Origin of the sequence: Pantoea sp. CFSAN033090, from assembly GCF_001264395.1 — a bacterium.
Taxonomy (GTDB): domain Bacteria; phylum Pseudomonadota; class Gammaproteobacteria; order Enterobacterales; family Enterobacteriaceae; genus Pantoea; species Pantoea agglomerans.
In genome coordinates, this window is the sequence record NZ_LGYX01000035.1 from 1 (window position 1) to 19406 (window position 19406).

16 protein-coding genes are annotated in these 19406 nt (G+C 56.2%); 7 read left to right on the forward strand and 9 right to left on the reverse strand.

The features are described 5' to 3' along the window. The 4 genes from asr to rstA form a co-directional block, all read right to left on the reverse strand. Nucleotides 1-264, reverse strand: a 264-nt coding sequence (gene asr / locus AFL22_RS22520) for an acid resistance repetitive basic protein Asr (RefSeq protein ID WP_156311614.1), incomplete at its 3' end; no start/stop codon positions are given. 159 nt (nucleotides 265-423) lie between these two features. Further along, nucleotides 424-1911, reverse strand: coding sequence for a carboxypeptidase M32 (locus AFL22_RS22525; protein ID WP_052272207.1), 1488 nt, complete (start codon nucleotides 1909-1911; stop codon nucleotides 424-426). Between the two features lie 19 nt (nucleotides 1912-1930). Next, entirely contained in the window at nucleotides 1931-3232 is a 1302-nt protein-coding gene (gene rstB / locus AFL22_RS22530) for a two-component system sensor histidine kinase RstB (protein ID WP_031594283.1), read from the reverse strand. Next, a complete protein-coding gene (gene rstA / locus AFL22_RS22535) occupies nucleotides 3229-3954 on the reverse strand; it encodes a two-component system response regulator RstA (protein WP_010244666.1) in 726 nt (241 codons plus the stop codon). The genes rstB and rstA overlap by 4 nt, the downstream gene beginning before the upstream one ends. 178 nt (nucleotides 3955-4132) lie before the next feature. Between rstA and AFL22_RS22540 the strand changes: the two genes are divergently transcribed. Next, a complete protein-coding gene (locus tag AFL22_RS22540; RefSeq protein WP_010244668.1) occupies nucleotides 4133-4546 on the forward strand; it encodes a hypothetical protein in 414 nt (137 codons plus the stop codon). A 142-nt stretch (nucleotides 4547-4688) separates the two neighbouring features. On the opposite strand, the gene AFL22_RS22545 is transcribed toward AFL22_RS22540, so the two are convergent. Continuing rightward, complete coding sequence (locus AFL22_RS22545; RefSeq protein WP_033757764.1) at nucleotides 4689-6080, reverse strand: basic amino acid/polyamine antiporter; 1392 nt, start codon at nucleotides 6078-6080, stop codon at nucleotides 4689-4691. Between the two features lie 206 nt (nucleotides 6081-6286). Beyond that, nucleotides 6287-7240 carry a DUF1471 family protein YdgH gene (gene ydgH / locus AFL22_RS22550; protein WP_010244673.1) on the reverse strand — a complete coding sequence of 318 codons (954 nt, stop codon included), beginning with the start codon at nucleotides 7238-7240 and terminating at the stop codon, nucleotides 6287-6289. A 540-nt stretch (nucleotides 7241-7780) separates the two neighbouring features. On the opposite strand from ydgH, the gene pntA reads away from it, so the two are divergent. Together pntA and pntB are read left to right on the forward strand one after the other, a co-directional pair. Next, nucleotides 7781-9313: a Re/Si-specific NAD(P)(+) transhydrogenase subunit alpha gene (pntA, locus tag AFL22_RS22555; protein WP_052272208.1), complete on the forward strand. Its 1533-nt coding sequence runs from the start codon at nucleotides 7781-7783 to the stop codon at nucleotides 9311-9313. Nucleotides 9314-9316: 3 nt separating this feature from the next. After that, a complete protein-coding gene (gene pntB, locus AFL22_RS22560; protein ID WP_010670206.1) occupies nucleotides 9317-10705 on the forward strand; it encodes a Re/Si-specific NAD(P)(+) transhydrogenase subunit beta in 1389 nt (462 codons plus the stop codon). A gap of 46 nt (nucleotides 10706-10751) precedes the next feature. On the opposite strand, the gene uspE is transcribed toward pntB, so the two are convergent. Then, a complete protein-coding gene (uspE, locus tag AFL22_RS22565; protein WP_010244683.1) occupies nucleotides 10752-11708 on the reverse strand; it encodes a universal stress protein UspE in 957 nt (318 codons plus the stop codon). A 117-nt stretch (nucleotides 11709-11825) separates the two neighbouring features. Further along, on the reverse strand, nucleotides 11826-12578 hold the full coding sequence (locus AFL22_RS22570) for an FNR family transcription factor (protein ID WP_010244686.1): 753 nt from the start codon (nucleotides 12576-12578) through the stop codon (nucleotides 11826-11828). Between the two features lie 317 nt (nucleotides 12579-12895). Between AFL22_RS22570 and smrA the strand changes: the two genes are divergently transcribed. Then, the gene (smrA, locus tag AFL22_RS22575) at nucleotides 12896-13462 is read left to right on the forward strand and encodes a DNA endonuclease SmrA (protein ID WP_052272209.1); all 567 of its coding nucleotides are present in this window, start codon (nucleotides 12896-12898) and stop codon (nucleotides 13460-13462) included. Here the strand turns inward: smrA and AFL22_RS22580 are convergent. Beyond that, nucleotides 13459-14379, reverse strand: coding sequence for a LysR substrate-binding domain-containing protein (locus AFL22_RS22580; protein ID WP_010670205.1), 921 nt, complete (start codon nucleotides 14377-14379; stop codon nucleotides 13459-13461). The genes smrA and AFL22_RS22580 overlap by 4 nt on opposite strands. A 322-nt stretch (nucleotides 14380-14701) precedes the next feature. On the opposite strand from AFL22_RS22580, the gene AFL22_RS22585 reads away from it, so the two are divergent. The 3 genes from AFL22_RS22585 to AFL22_RS22595 all read left to right on the forward strand — a co-directional run bounded on the left by AFL22_RS22585 (nucleotide 14702) and on the right by AFL22_RS22595 (nucleotide 19399). After that, nucleotides 14702-16036: an aromatic acid/H+ symport family MFS transporter gene (locus tag AFL22_RS22585; protein ID WP_045140321.1), complete on the forward strand. Its 1335-nt coding sequence runs from the start codon at nucleotides 14702-14704 to the stop codon at nucleotides 16034-16036. A gap of 67 nt (nucleotides 16037-16103) precedes the next feature. After that, on the forward strand, nucleotides 16104-17447 hold the full coding sequence (locus AFL22_RS22590; protein ID WP_052272210.1) for a VOC family protein: 1344 nt from the start codon (nucleotides 16104-16106) through the stop codon (nucleotides 17445-17447). A 431-nt stretch (nucleotides 17448-17878) separates the two neighbouring features. Then, the gene (locus tag AFL22_RS22595) at nucleotides 17879-19399 is read left to right on the forward strand and encodes a carboxylesterase/lipase family protein (protein WP_052272211.1); all 1521 of its coding nucleotides are present in this window, start codon (nucleotides 17879-17881) and stop codon (nucleotides 19397-19399) included. The last annotated feature ends 7 nt before the right edge of the window (nucleotides 19400-19406 follow it).

Sequence of the window (19406 nt, forward strand, 5' to 3'; positions counted from 1 at the left end):
GTGAACTTTTTTAGCAGCCTGCGCTTTCTGCGCGGCATCTTTTTTCACAGCTTTTTTGTGGTGTTTCTTAGCAGCCTGCGCTTTCTGAGCCGCTTTATGGTGTTTCTTGTGCGCAGTTTTGTGAACGGTTTTAGCCGGTGCTGCAGCGGTAGTAGTGGTTGTTGCGGCTGGCGCAGCAGCTGGAGCAGCTGTGGTGTCAGCAGCGAAAGCAACAGAAGACATACCCATAGCAGCGGCAACAACCAGTGCAAATAATTTTTTCATTGCAAATCCCTCGAAGACTATTTTTTCATGTGTAGCCCACTGCGGGGCCGGTGAAGAGACTATAGGGATATCAATGAACGGTGTCCGTGGGTGTTTGGTATCGGCGTGTAACCGATTGTACAAAGGCGGGAAAGGGCGGTCAGCTGACCGCCCGAGAGCTTAGCTATTCAGGTAACGTTGTTCAAGGTGCTGGCGGAAGAAAGCCGGATTCAGCGCTTCGCCGGTGGCGTTGATCAGCAGCTGGTCGGTGGAGAAACGGCTGCCGTGCTGCCAGATGTTCTGTTGCAGCCAGTCGAATACCGGCTGCAGCTCACCGTGCTGAATCAGCTCGCTGAGCTGAGGAATCGCAAGATGTACCGAGCGGAACAGCTGTGCTGCGTACATCGCGCCCAGCGTATAGGTCGGGAAGTAGCCAAAGGCGCCGTCGGTCCAGTGGATATCCTGCATACAGCCATCGCGGTAGTTACCCCGGGTATCCAGACCCAGCGACTGCATCATTTTCTCATCCCACAGCGCCGGAATATCCTCAACCTCAATCTCGCCTTCAATCAGCGCCTGCTCGATTTCATAACGCAGAATGATATGCGCCGGATAGCTGAGCTCATCGGCGTCAACCCGGATCAGGCCAGGCTTAACCTGCTGGGTCAGGCGCACAAAATTATCCGCCTGCAGGGCAGGCTGGTCGCCAAAGGTGGCGATGACCTGCGGCAGAATGTGCTGCAGGAATTCGCGGCTGCGACCAAGCTGCATCTCCATAAACAGGCTTTGTGATTCGTGGATAGCGGTGGAGCGCGCCAGCGCCACCGGCTGCCCGCGCCACTGCTGCGGCAGATTTTGCTCATAGCGCGCGTGGCCGGTTTCGTGAATCACGCCCATCAGGGCGCTGAGAAACTCATTCTCGTTGTAACGGGTGGTAATGCGCACATCTTCCGGCACGCCACCGCAGAAGGGATGCGCACTGATATCCAGCCGGCCATGGTTGAAGTCGAAACCCAGCGTTTCCATGATGCTCAGGCCGAGCTGACGCTGAGCAGGCAGGGCGAACGGCCCCTGCGGCGTGACAACAGTCTGTTGCGCCTGTTTTTCCACGACCTGCTGTAACAGATCGGGCAGCCAGGTTTTCAGTTCGCCAAAGGTTTCATCCAGCCGGGCGCGGGTCATCCCCGGTTCATAAAGATCCAGCAGCGCATCGTAACGCGAGCTGCCAGTGGCGTCGGCGCGGCGCTGGGCCTCTTCGCGGCTCAGACGCACCACCTCTTTGAGATTGGCGGCGAAGCCCTGCCAGTCGTTGGCGGGACGCTGAGTGCGCCATGCATGTTCACATACCGAACCGGCGATTGATTTGGCTTCTACAAAATCATCAGGCAGCAGGGTGGCCTGCTGGTAAGCGCGCTGCATCTCGTTGAGATTGGCCCGCTCAACATCGTTGAGTGACTGCTGCTCTGCGGCCCTGAGCCACTCACCAACCTGAGGGGCAGTGAGGATCTGGTGCTGCAACACGCTCATTTCGGCCAGCGCTTCACCACGCGCCTGACTGCCGCCCGGCGGCATGGTGGTTTGCATGTCACATCCGGCGATGGCCGTGACGTGACTGAAACGGGAAAGGCGCTGGAACGTCTTGGTAAGTTGTTGATACGCTGAGGTCACGTAAGACTCCTTGTGGTTTTTAACGCAGCGGAATTTCCCGCAAGGTTAGATCAACCGGCCAGCAAAAGCGAACGCTGGCGCCGCCCAGCGGACTGGATTCAATAGTCACATTGCCGCTCAGCGCCTGGGCAATAGAGTGCACAATCGCAAGTCCCAGTCCGCAGCCGCCTGTAGCGCGATCGCGGCTGGGGTCCAGCCGGACAAAGGGTTCGAAAACCCGTTCACGCTCTTCAGGCGGAATGCCGGGACCGTCATCTTCCACCTGCAGACACCCTATCGGACCGTCGAACCACAAACTGACGCGCAGCCGCTGTTGCGCATAACGCAGCGCATTGTTTACCAGGTTATCCAGTACCCGCTCCATCAGGCGGGTATCAGAAATGCCGATGTTTTCACGCTGCGGCAGCTCAAGGTCGAGCCGCACGTCGGGATTAATGGTGCGGAAATCGTCAAGCCGCTCGCGCAGCCAGTTGGCCAAATCCAGCGATTTCAGATTGAGATCGACGCGCGGCCGGTCAAGACGCGCATAGGTAAGCAGCTCCTCAATCAGGCTTTCGAGCTGGCCGATATCGCGATTCAGCGCCACCCGTTCGCTATCAGTGAGGTTGTCGCTCATCTCCAGCCGGTAACGCAGGCGCACCAGCGGTGTGCGTAGCTCATGCGCAATACCGTCTATCAGCTGCTTCTTACTGGCAACCAGCGTATTGATGTTCTCAGCCATCTGGTTAAAGGCGATGCCGAGCCGGAACAGGCTGGAGGTGCTGTCGAAATGGGTGCGCACGTCCAGCTCGCCACGGCCAAAGCGCTGAGCCGCTTTTTCCAGTCGCTGCATCTCCTGCCAGTGGGGGCGCAGCCAGATAAACACCGGCAGCGCCAGTGACATCCCTATAAAGATCAGCAGGGCAATATCCAGCAGTCGCATCTGATGCAGATAGAAGAGATAGGGAATCGGCCCGACTGACAATACGTAGTGGCTGCGCGGAATGTGCTGCAAAAAGGTGTATTGATCGTCGAGCGCCACGATCTCTCCGGCGCGCAACCGACGCATGTTTCCTTCATCAAGCTGATATTTATTCATCGGCTCGATGTGCAGGTCGAACGACAGGCCGAGATCGAGACTCTTGATGGTTTTATTCCAGTCACGCGGCGGGATCTCGCGCAGTTCGCTGCGGATCAGGTAGAGCGAACTGGCCATCAGGTCATTCATTGACTGGCGGCCCGCACGTTCAGCGGTGAACTTGTAGACCAGCCCCACCAGCAGCGCCATCACCAGAAAGCAGACAAACAGCAGCAGATAAAACTGAATAAAAAGCTTTCTCATAGTCCGCGGGTATCCCAGGCCTGGGGCGCAAACAGATAGCCTTTGTTACGAATGGTTTTAATGCGGAACGGCTCGGTGGCGCTGTCGTGCAGCTTTTTGCGCAACCGGGAGATGGCCACGTCGATGCTGCGGTCAAGGCCGTCATAGCTGACCCCGCGCAACGTTTTCAGCAGCGCATCACGGTTAAGCGTCTGGCCTGCATGGCTGGCGAGTACCCACAGCAGATCGAAATCTGCGGTGGAAAGGGCAATCTGCTCGTCAAACAGCGTGACCTGGCGGTTCAGCGCATCGATGGTCAGCGAGCCAAAACGCAGCATACGGTTGGCGGCGGGTGCGCTGGGCGCATCGTCCGGCTGTCCCTGCTGCGACTGACGCAGATGAAGGCGCAGGCGGGCCAGCAGTACCGCCGGCGGCGTGGTTTTCAGAATGTAATCCTGCGCACCCATCTCCAGGGCCAGAATATGGTTCATGTCGCTGTCCAGTGAGGTGAGCAGCACGATCGGCCCCTGCCAGTTGGCCCGCAGGTCACGGCAGATAGTCATGCCATCTTTGCCTGGCAACATGATATCCAGCATCACCAGATCGGGCTGCTGTTCGGCAATGACCGCTTCAGCACGGTCGCCGCGCATCTCGACAATCACCTCAATATCATGACGACCCAGATAGGCCGCAATCAGTGAGCCCACTTCGGGTTCATCTTCTACATAAACAATTTTGTTCATAGTTCACAAAGCAGAGACAGGGATGGACGGAAGCATATCTTTTCCTGGTCCTGAGCTCTACGTTACCGCACGAAATATCCGTGGCTTGCTGGTATATAACCGGCAAAATGTGCAATCATTAGCGCGGCCTTTTTGCGCCAGGTTTGGGATATTGATGATTATCATGAGGAGCGTTAGTGTGTCTGATAAAGAGCTGGCATCAGCCATATACCCCGACCGCATCTGCTTCAATTACAGTGACTTTCTCTCCGCTTCCTGCAAAAAGCGCTGGAGCTTCGTCGATGCTATTTATGGTGTGATGCCGATATTTGGCATGGTGACACGTAAATCGGCACACCGCTTACAGGGCAGTGACGACCCGTTAAAAGAATTAGCATTACAAATCATTTCTACTCAGGTCAGCGACGAAATTAATATCGCGCGCCTGATTACCCTTGCGGAACAACAGCAGATTAGTCGCTTCGATATTCAGCTTCCTTATCCGCTTTCGGCGGAGCAATTGGACGCGATCCATCATGAATATTCCAGGCCGCTGAATCTGACACAGCAGGATGACCTGCTGTGTGTCTCAATACCTGTGCAGTCACACTAAGAGCCTTTCCCTTCAGGCTATCTGATTTGTCAGTCTGAACCTGGGCAGTGCTCACCATCCTCACGTACTATCTGTACGCCGGGTTGCTTCGCGCTGGCCGGGTCCGGAGTGCCTGCAACCATTACGCCTGCCGGGCCAGGCGCTAAGTCGTCAACTGCCACACGGCGGGCAGCGTCGCGGCAATCAGCAATCCCATTGCAATCCGCTCCAGCGAAGTCAGCGCAAACTCTGCGCGGCCACCGCGTCGTGCAAACAGAAACAGCAGCAGGCCCGGTGTATAGAGCACCACAGACATCATCAGGTGCAATGGCCCCGAGGCGTAAAGCAGCCAGATGCCATACAGGCTGGCACCGATACCGGTCGCCATCGCCAGCGGTTTATGCTGTCCGCGTACTACTTTGATCAGATATAACCCCACCAGCAGATAGGGCACCAGAATCATCTCAGAGGCGATGGTCAGCAGGTTGTTGTAATTCGCACCAGTCAGGGCAATCAGGATCAGGCAGAGCTGAATACTGCCGTTGGTCAGCCACAGTGAGGCGGCTGGCGCGTTATGGCGGTTTTGTCGGGCGATACTGCGTGGAAATGCACCCTGTTGCGCAGCAATCAGGGGCACTTCAGCGGCCATAATCGTCCAGCTCAGATAGGCACCGCACACCGAGATAACCAGACCCACCGCAATCACCGCATCGCCCCAGTTGCCCATCAGTCGGGTCATCAATCCCGCCATGGAGGGGTTACGCATCTGAGCCAGTTCAGCACGTGGAACCACGCCAAGCGACAGCAGTGTCACCAGCAGATAGACCAGCAGCGCTGCCAGCACGGCGAATAGTGTAGCTCGGCCCACATCCTTTTTCTGGCGCGCGCGTGCAGAAACCACCACCGCCCCCTCGACGCCGATAAAGACCCACAGGGTAATCAGCATGGTCTGTTTGACCTGCTCCCAAAGCGGTTGCCCTAGCGTGACGCCGGAAAAATCAAAGCGGAAGCGATCATAGTTGAACGCCATCACCGCCAGCACAATAAACAGCAGCAGCGGCACCAGCTTGCCGAGCGTCGCCATCAGATTAATGCTGGCAGCGGTCTGCACGCCGCGCAGCACCAGCCAGTGAACCAGCCACAGCAGCACGGATGCGCCCAGCATCGCCTGCCAGGTGTTGCCATCGCCAAAGATAATCCGGTCCGGCGTATCGGTGAAGAAGCTCAGGGCAGAGAAGACAATCACCAGATAGGAGACGTTGGCAATCACGGCGCACAGCCAGTAGCCCCAGGCGGAGCAGAAGCCCATCAGCTCGCCGAAACCGGCACGGGCATAGGTAAAGATGCCACCATCCAGCTCGGGTTTAAGGCGGGTCAGCAGCAGCATCGCCAGAGACAGAAAGATGATGCCGACGCCGGTAATCAGCCAGCCCAGCAGCAGCGCCGCCGGACCGGCCACTGCAGCCATATTTTGCGGCAGACTGAACACGCCTGCGCCCAGCATAGAGCTGAGCACCAGCGCCGTCAGCGCACCGAGACCTAATTTTTTCTCCAAAACAACCTTCCCGCTAGCATATATGGCTGGGTAAATCGGATTCTGTCGCTGGGTTATGTCACACCAAAGGCACAATACAGGGACAATATCCGGTAAAACAGGCGGAGGATTTTACGGAGTGTGGCAGGGGATGGCAATGCGTGACTATGCAAAACAGCGCAGGAATTATGCAAACAGCAGGGCGGCAGGCGCCGCCCTGAGGAGGATTACTTAAACAGGTCAGCCGTGACGGTCAGGTTACCGCCACTCTGGTTCTGCCACTGACGGGTAACGTGGTAGAACTTGGCACCTTTGTCCGCCGCACGCTTCGCCACTTCTTCTGAAATCTCAGTTGGCGTACCGAAGTGACCGGTGAAGGTTACGGTATCGAACGGCTGCATCTGAGCAGCAGTAATGGCATTCACTTCCTGCACCGATTTGCCGTTTGGCAGATTAACGGTATAGCGCTTGCCGGTAGAGCTTTGGGTTTCGAAGAAACGGCCCACTTTGTTGCTTGGCGTTTCAGACGAGGCCACGCCTGGAATCTCTACGTTAGCCGCCGCAGCGCCACCGGTTGCCAGTGCGGCTTTACCCGCTTCTGAATCGGCAGGAATCGCATTCGGTGTCTGCACCGCGCGCTCTTTAGCATCCGCTTTATAGACATAGGCGGTGACATACTGATTGCCGCCGCTGTTGGCATCGATCTGGCGAACGATAAAGAAGGAGGCTGCGCCTTTCTGTTTTGCGGCTTTCGAAATTGCGTCGTTTACATCCGGCTGGCTGGCAAAGAAGCCGCTGACCGAAACGGTATCGAAGGGTTCGAGTTTATACGCTTCTGCTTTTGGCAGTTCGTTTACGCCGTTGAAACGACGGTAAGTCGTTGACTCTGTGGCTGCCGGGGCATCGGCTTTATAGAGGTCAGCCGTAACGCGCCAGTTACCGCTGTTACCGTTGCTGTCGTTGATCGCCTGGATGTAATAAGAGGCAGCGCCCATCTGATCTGCACGCTTAGATACCGCATCGGCAGCGTCGCCAATTGCGTTGAAACGGCCGGTGATATTAATACGTTCGAATGGCTTCAACGCGGCCGCTTTTTCTGGCGTAAGTTCCTGCGCAGCGAATGCGTTGGCTGCCAGCAGGGACAACAGAGTGGTCGCCAGAATAGTGTTCTTCAGCTTCATAAAAATAATCCTTCGCCTTACGCAAAAATGAGTACGAAAACGTGCTGGACTCTTGATGTATAACAGAATAGCCGCTGATTATTGCATGTTATAAACAGACTGTCGCAGCGATTTTTTGTGTCAGATCGCGTTATTCAACCATGATTTTTTCATTTGTTTGTCATCAAACGCAGTTATGGCCAGTTTTAGTGATAGTTACCACTAAAAGCGGTAACTGTTAGCGATAAAATAGTTAATGCATTGTTAAATAAAGGTTTTTGTTGTTGATTAATTCGTCTGGGTACGATTATCTCTGGCAGATTATCTGCCTGTGAGACTATTTTGCAGTGGGATAACGCAGGTTTCTTAACAGAACACTGCATAATTGGGTGAATGTCATCACTCTGCCTAGTCGCTGTAGATCGCTCGTCACATTTTCAGTAGGTTATAAACACTTTGAAATACCTGCGTTTCGTCCAAAAGCGGCTGAAATCGCGTTTCAGTCGCGCTCTCGTGGTGCAGGTTCGGGCCATCATCCTTTAACCGATGAAAGGAAACACTATGTTAATTGGAATACCCAAGGAAAGGTTGCCAAACGAGTCGCGCGTGGCCGCCACGCCTAAGACCGTGGAACAACTCATCAAGCTGGGTTTCAGCGTCACCCTTGAGCATGACGCCGGTAAACGCGCCAGCTTCGATGATGAAAGCTATATCGCAGCCGGTGCCACACTCAGCGACAGAGAGCAGGTCTGGCAGTCCGATATCGTGCTGAAGGTGAATGCGCCGGATGACGAAGAGATTGCGCTGACGCGTGCGGGCAGCACGCTGGTCAGTTTTATCTGGCCCGCACAGAATCCCGAACTGCTGTCAAAACTGGCCGCACGTCAGGTCACGGTAATGGCAATGGATTCAGTGCCGCGTATTTCACGGGCGCAGTCGCTGGATGCCCTGAGCTCTATGGCGAACATTGCCGGTTATCGCGCCATTGTCGAAGCCGCCCATGAATTTGGTCGCTTCTTTACCGGTCAGATCACCGCAGCCGGTAAAGTGCCACCGGCAAAAGTGATGGTGATTGGGGCCGGTGTTGCCGGGCTGGCCGCGATTGGCGCAGCGGGCAGCCTGGGCGCGATTGTCCGGGCGTTTGATACCCGTCCCGAAGTCAAAGAGCAGGTGCAGAGTATGGGCGCCGAATTCCTTGAGCTCGGCTTTGAAGAGGAAGCGGGTAGCGGCGACGGCTATGCCAAAGTCATGTCCGAGGCTTTCATCAAAGCTGAGATGGCGCTGTTTGCCAGTCAGGCCAGAGACGTGGACATCATTGTCACCACGGCGCTGATCCCAGGCAAACCGGCTCCGAAACTGATCACCGAAGAGATGGTCGCCAGCATGAAGCCGGGCAGCGTCATTGTTGATCTGGCGGCGCAGACCGGCGGCAACTGTGCGCTGACCGTCGCTGATCAGGTTACCGTTACGCCGAATGGTGTGAAAATCATCGGTTACACCGATCTGCCCAGCCGTCTGGCGACACAATCCTCCCAGCTCTACGGCACCAATCTGGTCAATCTGATCAAGCTGCTGTGTAAAGAGAAAAATGGCGAAATCCAGGTCGATTTCGAAGATGTGGTGGTGCGTGGTGTCACCGTGGTACGCGATGGCGAAGTGACCTGGCCAGCCCCGCCGATTCAGGTCTCCGCCGCACCACAGGCTGCCGCTGCCGCCGCGAAACCGTCAGAAAAGATTGAGGCGAAGCCCGTTTCACCGTGGCGTAAATATCTGCTGATCGCCCTGGCTATCGTGCTGTTTGGCTGCCTGGCAAACGTGGCACCGGCCGACTTCCTCTCCCATTTTACCGTGTTCGCGCTCGCCTGCGTGGTGGGGTATTACGTGGTCTGGAACGTCAGTCATGCGCTGCATACACCGCTGATGTCCGTAACCAATGCTATTTCCGGCATCATCGTTATCGGTGCGGTCTTGCAGATGGGCCACGGTGGCTGGGTCACCTTTATCTCCTTTATTGCCGTGCTGATTGCCAGCATAAATATCTTTGGTGGCTTCACCGTCACCCAGCGCATGCTGAAAATGTTTCGTAAGGGGTAACACATGTCTGGCGGATTAGTCACTGCAGCCTATATTGTGGCTGCGATTCTGTTCATCTGTAGCCTTGCTGGTCTTTCGCGTCATGAGACCTCAAAGCGGGGTAATATTTTCGGTATCAGCGGTATGGCGATTGCGCTGATCGCCACCATATTTGGCCCGGACAGCGGTAATGTGGTCTGGATCCTGCTGGCGATGGTCATCGGCGGCGCTATCGGCATTCGTCTGGCGAAGAAAGTCGAAATGACGGAAATGCCAGAGCTGGTGGCGATTCTGCACAGCTTTGTTGGCCTGGCCGCAGTGCTGGTGGGCATCAACAGCTATATCGACCATGCGCCTGGCCTGCCAGCGGTGATGGAGAATATCCATCTCAGTGAAGTGTTTATCGGTATCTTTATCGGTGCCGTCACCTTCACCGGCTCGCTGGTGGCGTTTGGCAAACTGTGCGGCAAAATCTCTTCACGGCCGTTAGCGTTACCGCATCGTCACAAGCTGAATCTGCTGGCGCTGGTGGTTTCGTTCCTGCTGCTGCTGTGGTTTGTTAACACCAGCAGCACGGCTGTGCAGGTGTTTGCACTCTTGCTGATGACGGTGATTGCGCTGGCGTTTGGCTGGCATCTCGTCGCGTCGATTGGCGGCGCGGATATGCCGGTCGTGGTCTCGATGCTTAACTCCTATTCAGGCTGGGCCGCCGCCGCTGCTGGTTTCATGTTGAGCAACGATCTGCTGATTGTGACCGGTGCGCTGGTGGGGTCATCCGGTGCGATCCTCTCCTACATCATGTGCAAAGCGATGAACCGTTCGTTTATCAGCGTGATAGCGGGCGGCTTTGGTACTGAAGCCAGCAGTGGCGATGAAAGTCAGGAAGCGGGGGAGCATCGTGAGATTACGGCTGAAGAGACCGCTGAGATGCTCAAGGCTTCCAGCTCGGTGATTATCACCCCAGGCTACGGCATGGCGGTAGCGCAGGCGCAGTATCCGGTCGCGGAAATGACTGCCCGACTGCGTGCGCTTGGCATCAAAGTGCGCTTCGGTATCCATCCGGTGGCGGGGCGTCTGCCGGGTCACATGAACGTGCTGCTGGCAGAGGCGAAAGTGCCTTATGACGTGGTGCTGGAGATGGATGAGATCAACGACGATTTCAGCGACACCGACACGGTGCTGGTCATTGGTGCTAACGACACGGTCAACCCGGCGGCGCAGGATGATCCCCGCAGTCCGATTGCGGGCATGCCGGTGCTGGAAGTGTGGAAGGCGCACAACGTGATAGTGTTCAAACGCTCAATGAACACCGGCTATGCCGGGGTGCAGAATCCGCTGTTCTTCAAAGAGAATAGCCAGATGCTGTTTGGCGATGCCAAAGCCAGCGTGGAAGCGATTCTTAAAGCGCTGTAATTAAAAAGGGCGGCTAATCAGCCGCCCTCTCTGTTTCTGAGGAGGATTAATCCTCCTCATCCTCTTCATCATCCAGGTCAATCGGCGATTTGAAATCGTCCGGCTTAAGCGCCAGCAGATCGCAACGCAGATGATCAATCACCTGTTCCGCCGTATTGCCGAGGAATGCCGCCGACAGGCCGGTGCGTCCAATCGTGCCCAGCACCACCACACCGGCTCCCAGATGCGCCGCCAGATCGGGGATGACCTCTTCCGGCAGGCCTTTAGCCACATGGGTGAACTCTTCACCAATCGAGAACTTCTGCCGTAGCGCTTTCATTGCCACCAGATGCTGACCACGGATCGCGTCGTTATAGACGCTGGGATCAAAATCGGGCAGTTCGATAGCAATATTGATAGGGGTAATCGGGTAGGCGCCGACCAGATGCACTTCGGTCTGATTCACCTTTTCCGCCAGGATCACCGTTTCACGAATCAGCTTCTGATTCAGGCCATCGTGATGCGGCTCTTCGCTGGCAAGATTGACCGCGACAATCGCTTTACCGCCTTCCGGCCACGGCTGATCTTTAACCATCCACACCGGACACGGGCATTTACGCAGCAGGTGCCAGTCGGTTGGAGTGAAAATCACTGACTCAAGGCGATCGTGCTGATGCGCCATCTTCAGCACCAGGTCATGCTGATGGGCGAGCACTTCCTGAATAATGGCTTCATAGGGACGGTTGTGCCAGATCACTTTGATGTCAATTTCGACACCGGCATCAAGGTAAGCGCGGGCCTGCTCGCGGATCCATTCGGTACGCTGGCTGATCACGCCCTGGCGCATCGACGCGCGCTCATCCGGCGAAAGCAGGGTGGTCATCTCATATGAGAAGTCATAGATAGGCAGGAAGGCTTTGATTCTTCCGCCAAGACGTTGATTCAGATAGACCGCACGTCGCAGCGCGGGCTGATCGTCTTGCTGGGCATCAATGGCGACCAGAACATTTTGGTACTGGGACATGAGGCGTTCTCCTTAAACCAGAGCGACTGGAATAAAGATAGCCTATGTTGCACAGCGGAAGAAGTGAAAAAGTTACTGCCGGATCAACAAAATAAGATTTATTGATCCGGCTGAGGATCAGGCGGCCTGGTGGCTCTGACCGGCGAGCTCTTCCAGCAGGGCGTGGTTTTCAATCGTGATATACTTGCCTTTCACCGCCAGCATACCGGACTTCTGAAAACGCCCCAGCAGGCGGCTGATGGTTTCAACCGTCAGGCCCAGGTAATTACCGATATCGCCACGCGTCATAGTGAGGCGGAATTCGCGCTGTGAAAAGCCGCGCTGGCCAAAACGACGGGAAAGGTTCCAGATAAACGCCGCCAGGCGCTCTTCAGCATTTTTCTTCGACAGCAGCAGGATCATGTCCTGATCGCCTTTGATTTCACCGCTCATCAGACGCATCATCTGCTGACGCAGGGCCGGCATTTTGCCGGACAAATCATCAAGCGTTTCAAAAGGGATCTCACACACCATGGCCGTTTCCAGCGCCTGCGCAAAGCTGGGATGGCTGGAGCCCATAATCGCGTCAAAGCCGACTAAATCGCCCGCCAGATGGAAACCGGTGATCTGCTCATCACCCTGTTCAGTAATGGTGTAGCTTTTAATGGTGCCGGAGCGAATCGCATACAGAGACTTGAGTTCATCGCCTGCTTTGAAAAGCGTTTGCCCTTTCTGAATGGGTTTTTTACGCTCAATGATATTGTCGAGCTGATCCAGCTCATGTTCATTTAGCGTAAAGGGGATGCAGAGCTGACTGATGCTGCAATCCTGGCAGTGAATGGCACAACCGCCCGACTGAATACGACGAATGCTGCGTTTTTCAGGGATCATAATGGTTTGCTCGACGATTATTGACTGGGGTCAATTTTAACATTTTTTGTGCTGAAGGGAACTCATCCGAGCAGTTTTACACTTACAAATATTATGGACTAAGCACACAACGACAAACGCTGATGTGACGGGCTTCTCAGAATCCCGACAGTGCCGACTGTCAAGAAAACTTTCCGCTTATGTGATCTGTCACACGCTTCTGCACTGGCAGTGACTTTCGAAAAAGTGGGGTGGGCCGGTGATTCCAGCTTTTGCTACGCTAACGGGTAAAGCGTGATTTGCACATTCCATCAATTTTAACCAGGTGTGAGAAAACCATGAACCTTGATGATAATGATCTCTTTCGGGATGCCATGGGCGATGTCACGCCGTTAAAAGACACCACCACAACCTTGTGGCTCAAAGCACCCTCAACGAAGGCGCCACGAAAACCGCCAGGTGAATCTGAGCTGGAGAATTTCCTGACCCGGGGCGATCTGGAGATCGTTCCACTCAATACCCCGCTGGAATATAGAGCCGACGGCATTCAGCAGGGGATTCTGGATAAACTGCGCAGAGGAGAGTATCAACTGGATGCCAGCCTCAACCTGTTGCGGCAACCGGTCGAAACCTGTCGTCAGGCGCTCTTTAACTTTATGATGCAGGCGCACAAACAGGGATTGCGCAATCTGCTGATCATCCACGGTAAAGGTCGTGATGATGAATCTCATGCCAACATTGTGCGCAGCTATCTGGCGCGCTGGCTAAAGCAGTTTGATGACGTACAGACCTTTTGCGTGGCCCAGACCCGGCATGGCGGGGCCGGGGCGCTTTATGTCGGATTGCGCAAAACCGATAAAGCCCGGCTTGAAAACCGCGAGCGGCATGCGAAACGCAGCCGCTAACTGTGAAACTTACGGATGGTGGACATCAGCACTTCAGCACTCAGGCTCAGCTCTGCGCCGGTGCGGGTAATGATGCCCACCGGTTCGCCCGGCCCGGAAGAGGCGATCGGCAGCGCACAAACAGCGTTGTGGCTCAGATCCTCTTTAATCGCCCCTGAAGGGACGAACCAGATGTAGTCGTAGCGAAGAGCCAGCTGGCGTGCCAGTGAAGTCGAAGAGGTCTCAATGCAGTGAGGCGGAAGGGTGCAGCCCTGTTCATCCAGCATCTGCTGTGCAATCCGGCGCGGAGCCGTGCCCTCGGGCGATATCACCACCGGCCACTGCATCGCACGCGAAAGCGTGACGTTGTCACTTAAAAGCGGGTGTTCCGGCCTGACCACCAGCTTGAGCGATTCCAGAAACAGCAATTCATAGGTCAGCCCGGTCATCATGGCGCTGTCCGCCATCCGGCCAATGCCGATATCGAATTCACCGCCGCGCAAGCCTGCCAGCAACACATTATTGTGAAGTGTCGCCACCTGAATGGTGGTGTTGGGCTGCAATTGATGAAAACGATCCAGGATGCGTGGCAGCATCCCCATCGCAGCAGTGGTCAATGCCCCCAGCCGGATAATCACCGGCGCATCGCCCGGCTGCTCATTAAAACTTTGTCCGGCATGGTTCAGCGCGTCGAGTACCCGTACCGCATGGGTCAAAAACTGCTCTCCCATGGTGGTCAGCTGCGCGCCCAGCCGGCCACGTTCAAACAGACGAACGCCAGTCAGCTCCTCCAGCTCATTCAGGGTCTTGGAGAGGGCAGGCTGGCTGAGGCTAAGCGTCTCTGCCGCCCGGCCCAGTGTGCCTTGCTGCGCAACCGCAACAAAGGTATGTAGATGGCGCAAGCGAATGCGCTGATTGAAAAGGATATTTTTTTCCATATCCTAAACTTAATGAGAATGACCGGCTTCAGGCAACTGTTAAAAATGAATTCTGTTAACTTTGCTGCAAATTTATTTTAACAAACGATTCGAAATGACCGCGTTACCCTTTAACTCTCTGATTAAAAAGCGCTCAGCCGGGTATGCCGCTGAAATACGCCATCCTCTGACTACGGTATATCAATAACTTAACAGCTTAAAGTTGAATAATTCTCAATATCATATAAAAATCTGACCGCTTAAGCTTAACGATCGGCTATCATTAGCGCCGTTTTTTTTACTTAAACTGATGTCAGATTTCGTTACTCCAGAGGAGTGTTCATTGACCAGCGTCGAGGCGGTAGATGTCCGCCAGCTTATCAACCAGCAGGGGCTGAGCCACTGGCAAAAGCGGCTCATTGCGCTCTGTTTTATCGTGGTGGCACTCGATGGCATGGACATTGCGATCATGGGATTTATTGCGCCGACACTGAAAGCCGCGTGGGGGGTGAGCAATCATCAGCTCGGGGTCGTCATCAGCGCAGCATTAATCGGGCTGGCGCTGGGTGCCATGGTGGCAGGGCCGCTGGCTGACCGCTATGGCCGTCGCATGATGATTATCCTCAGCGTCTTCTTTTTCGGTCTCTGGACGCTGGCAACGGCGCTGTCACAGAACATTGAGCAGATGATGCTGTTCCGTTTCCTGACCGGACTGGGACTGGGTGCCGCGATGCCCAACGTCGGCACGCTGGTGGCGGAATATGCACCTGAGCGGCGGCGGGCTTTTATCATCACGGTGGTGTTCTGCGGCTTTACCTTTGGTGCCGCCAGCGGGGGATTTGCTGCCTCCTGGCTGCTACCGCGCTATGACTGGCACTCCGTGCTGCTGCTGGGCGGTATTCTGCCGCTGCTGGTGTTGCCATTACTAATCCGCGGCCTGCCGGAGTCGGTGCGATTTCTTATCAGCCGTGGCGCACCGGCTGCCCGCATTCACGCCATCCTCGACCGGATGATGCCGGGCAAAACCGCGCCCGACTGTGCGTTTCACGCGCCTGAGGCCACCATGCCGGTGAGCGGCGCGATAGGCACCGTACTTTCACGCCGCTATCTGTTTGGCAGCACCATGCTGTGGGGCGGCTACTTTATGGGGCTGTTCATGGTTTACCTGATTGGCAGCTGGCTGCCGTCGCTGGTCAACACCCTGGGCATGTCAGTGACCGAAGCGGCGATTATCACCGCGATGTATCAGGCGGGCGGGACGCTGGGCTCCCTGTTTGCGGGCTGGATGATGGATCGCTTCAACGCTAATCTGGCGCTGGCGGCGATCTACGGCTGCGGCGGTCTGTTTATTGTGGCACTGGGCTTTTCACCCGCGGAAGTGGGCATGATGAGTGCGATCGCCTTTTGCAGTGGCTTCTGTTTCAACGGGGCCAATACCGGTATGAATGCCTTATCCGCCAGCTATTATCCTACCCACGCCCGCGCTACCGGTTCCAGCTGGATGCATGGAGTGGGCCGCATCGGCGCGATTTTAAGCGCCTTCGTTGGCGCAGAGATGATGTCTCTTGGATGGTCTTTCAGCGTAATCTTTCTGCTGCTGGCAATACCGGCTGTGATCACCACCCTGATGCTGCTGTTAAAAAACCGCTACGGCTTTAAGCCGATCACAGATTCGTGATTTTTTCCGCTGAGGCCAGCGTGTTGCATTACATTAGCAGCAACGCTAACGGTGTCAGGTGGATAAGATGGACAACTTTCTCAGTGCGGATCTCATCCGCACCCGTTTCTCTCAGGCGATGTCAGCTATGTATCAGCAGGAAGTGCCGCAATATGGCACGCTGATGCAACTGGTGGCGACCGTCAACGACCGCGCGCTGGAAGCGGATATCGCGCTGAAAGATCGTCTCACCGCAGCCGATGAGATCGACCGACTCAACCTGGAGCGTCACGGTGCGATCCGTGTGGGCACGGCAGACGAATTAGCCACACTGCGGCAGCTGTTTGCGGTGATGGGAATGCACCCGGTTGGCTATTACGATCTCTCTCAGGCTGGTGTGCCGGTTCACTCCACGGCGTTCCGGCCGGTCACCGATGCGGCGTTGCGCCGCAATCCCTTTCGGGTCTTTACCTCGCTGTTACGCCCTGAACTGATCGACGACCACGCGCTGCGTGAAAAGGCGTCGGAGATTCTTGCCGCGCGCGACATTTTCACCCCCCGTTGCCGGGCGCTTTTGGAACTGCAGCAGCAGCAGGGCGGATTAACCGACGAGCAGGCCACTGAGTTTGTTACCGAAGCACTGGAAACCTTCCGCTGGCATACCCATAGCAGCGTGGACAGTCAGACCTATCAGGCGCTGAACCAGCAGCATCGGCTGATCGCTGACGTGGTCTGCTTTCCCGGCTGCCACATCAACCATCTCACGCCGCGCACGCTGGATATTGACCGCGTACAGCAACTGATGCCGTCGCGCGGTATCGATCCGAAAACCCTGATCGAGGGACCGCCGCGTCGTCAGGTACCGATCCTGTTACGTCAGACCAGCTTTAAAGCGCTGGAAGAGCCGATCATCTTTAAGGATGGGCATCAGGGAACCCATACTGCACGCTTCGGTGAAATTGAGCAGCGCGGCGTGGCGCTGACGCCTCAGGGCCGTGCGCTCTACGATCGGCTACTCAGCGAGGCGGGCAGCGGTCAGGATAATCAGCAGCATCAGCAACATCTGGCGGCGATTTTCCGTGACTTCCCCGACGACGAAACCACGCTGCGCCAGCAGGAGCTGGCCTGGTTCCATTATCGCCTGAGTGAAAAGGGCATCGCGACGCCGCCGGCTCAGGGTGAATCGCTGGAGACCCTCATCGAAGAAGGTCGTGTGCTGGCAGACCCTATCATCTACGAAGATTTTCTGCCCGTCAGCGCGGCGGGCATTTTCCAGTCCAACCTCGGCGATCGGGCGCAGGTTCGTTCGGCGGGACAGGCGAGCCGCCAGGCATTTGAAGCCGCGCTGGGCGCTGTCGTGCTGGATGAGATGGCGCTATACGAAGAGCGCCAGCAGCGCTCGCTGGCACAGTGTGGCTTACGGCCAGACTGACGCCTCTGCGGGCAACAGGCGCGTTGCCCGCAACGCTTTCTCCGCACTCGCCCTGCTAAGGCCAGTGGACCTGAAGTGGGGCAACGCGGGTAATATGCTGACAGGACTGGGGAAAAACAACGCTTTACCGCTCAGCGCAGGTTTACCCGCGTGAGTATCTTAATCTATTAGCAGACTGACTGATTAACAGCCGCACAACCGCACGTGATAACAGAGCAACGACGCGCCACTCCGGCGCTGGCAGCGTCATTGACCAATTGCGAAAAGATAAACAACGTTGAATCATAACCCTAACTGACTCTCTGAACCTGTTGATGAGCATGTTCACGCCTGCCCCTCACGCTTCGGCATATTCTGCAAATCCCTTCCGTACCTGGACAATGCTGGCGGGCCTGCAAATAATGGAGGGACGTTTGAACAGGGAAACAGGAATGAAAAACGAAACAGGTCTGAGGATCATGACTGCTGAGGGGGAGTTGCGTGGATGCATGGACGATGACCTTTTCGTATTCAAAGGCATACCTTATGCGGCGGCACCGCTTGGCGCACTGCGCTGGCGTCCGCCTCAGCCGGTTACGCCCTGGCAGAAGGTGCGCGACGCCACCGCGTTTGGGGCTTCAGGCTGGCAAAATCGCACTTACTGCCAGGCCGTGGGCGGTGGCGATCCGGGTGAGTTCAGCGAAGATTGCCTCTACCTTAATGTCTGGACGCCCGATGTCGCGCCCGTGAAACCCCTGCCGGTGATGGTATGGCTGCACGGTGGTGGCTATACCATTGGTGCTGGCGGGCTGGCACCTTACAACGGCAAGCCGATGGCTTCACGCGGCGCGGTGGTGGTGACGCTCAACTACCGGCTCGGCCATCTCGGTTTCTTCTCTCATCCGGCCCTGGATGCTGAATACCCTGTTGCCAGCACGGTCAACAATTTTGGCCTGCTGGATCAGATTGCCGCACTGCAGTGGGTGCAGCGCAACATTCCTGCCTTTGGCGGCGACCGCCGCAATGTGACACTTTTCGGTGAATCCTCAGGCGCACGCAGCGTGCTGTCACTCTGCTGTTCGCCACTGGCCGAAGGGCTGTTTCATAAAGGGATTGTGCAGAGCGCCTACAGCCTGCCTGATACGCCGCTGAAAAAAGCGCGTCAGCAGGGTATGGCGGTGGCCCGCCATTTCGGTCTGCCGCCCGATGCCAGCGCTGATGACCTGCGCGCACTGCCTGCCGATGCCTTCTGGTCGCTGGAAGGGCCGCTGGCGATCCCGCCGGTGCCGATTGCGGGTGACGCTGTTCTGCCTGAGCCGATGCTGAAAACCTTTATGGCTGCAAAACAGCACCGTCTGCCGCTGATGGCGGGCAGCAACAGCGATGAAGCCAGCGTGCTGGAATATTTTGGCGTGGATGCCACCGCAGTGTTGCATCAGCTACGCGATAAAAATCGTCTCACTTACCGGACGCTGAAATGGATGTATGACATTCATGACGATCAGCGGCTGGGACGTGCCGTGGCGCGCGATATGGCCTTCAGCCTGGTGCCGTGGCTGGTGATGCGGGCGCAGCACAATGCCGGAATGCCAGGCTGGCGCTACTGGTTTGATTATGTCTCTGAACATGCCCGTGACCTCTATCCGCACGGCACCTGGCACGGCAACGAAGTGCCTTATGTGCTGAACACGCTGAGTCAGATGCCGGATCCCAACGAAGAACGACCCTTCAGTGAGGCCGATCGGGCATTTGCGGCACGGGTCAGCGAGTACTGGTTTACCTTTGCCCGTGATGCTACGGAATATAAGCATCAGCTGGAGGGGGAAGTCGTGTGGCCAGCCTGGCACCCGGGCTCTGACGTGACGATGTCACTCGGTGATGATCGGAAGAGCGGGCTGGTTCTGAAGCGGAACTTTATGCGCGCCCGTATGCGGCTTTTCCGGCTATTAATGAGCCGTATGGTCAGGCTTTAAGGAGTGG

Coding starts and splice junctions, on each gene's coding strand:
- AFL22_RS22590 (WP_052272210.1), top strand. CDS start 16,104: ATGGACAACTTTCTCAGTGCGGATCTCATCCGCACCCGTTTCTCTCAG.
- rstB (WP_031594283.1), bottom strand. CDS start 3,232: ATGAGAAAGCTTTTTATTCAGTTTTATCTGCTGCTGTTTGTCTGCTTT.
- AFL22_RS22595 (WP_052272211.1), top strand. CDS start 17,879: ATGAAAAACGAAACAGGTCTGAGGATCATGACTGCTGAGGGGGAGTTG.
- pntA (WP_052272208.1), top strand. CDS start 7,781: ATGTTAATTGGAATACCCAAGGAAAGGTTGCCAAACGAGTCGCGCGTG.
- ydgH (WP_010244673.1), bottom strand. CDS start 7,240: ATGAAGCTGAAGAACACTATTCTGGCGACCACTCTGTTGTCCCTGCTG.
- smrA (WP_052272209.1), top strand. CDS start 12,896: ATGAACCTTGATGATAATGATCTCTTTCGGGATGCCATGGGCGATGTC.
- AFL22_RS22570 (WP_010244686.1), bottom strand. CDS start 12,578: ATGATCCCTGAAAAACGCAGCATTCGTCGTATTCAGTCGGGCGGTTGT.
- AFL22_RS22580 (WP_010670205.1), bottom strand. CDS start 14,379: ATGGAAAAAAATATCCTTTTCAATCAGCGCATTCGCTTGCGCCATCTA.
- rstA (WP_010244666.1), bottom strand. CDS start 3,954: ATGAACAAAATTGTTTATGTAGAAGATGAACCCGAAGTGGGCTCACTG.
- pntB (WP_010670206.1), top strand. CDS start 9,317: ATGTCTGGCGGATTAGTCACTGCAGCCTATATTGTGGCTGCGATTCTG.
- uspE (WP_010244683.1), bottom strand. CDS start 11,708: ATGTCCCAGTACCAAAATGTTCTGGTCGCCATTGATGCCCAGCAAGAC.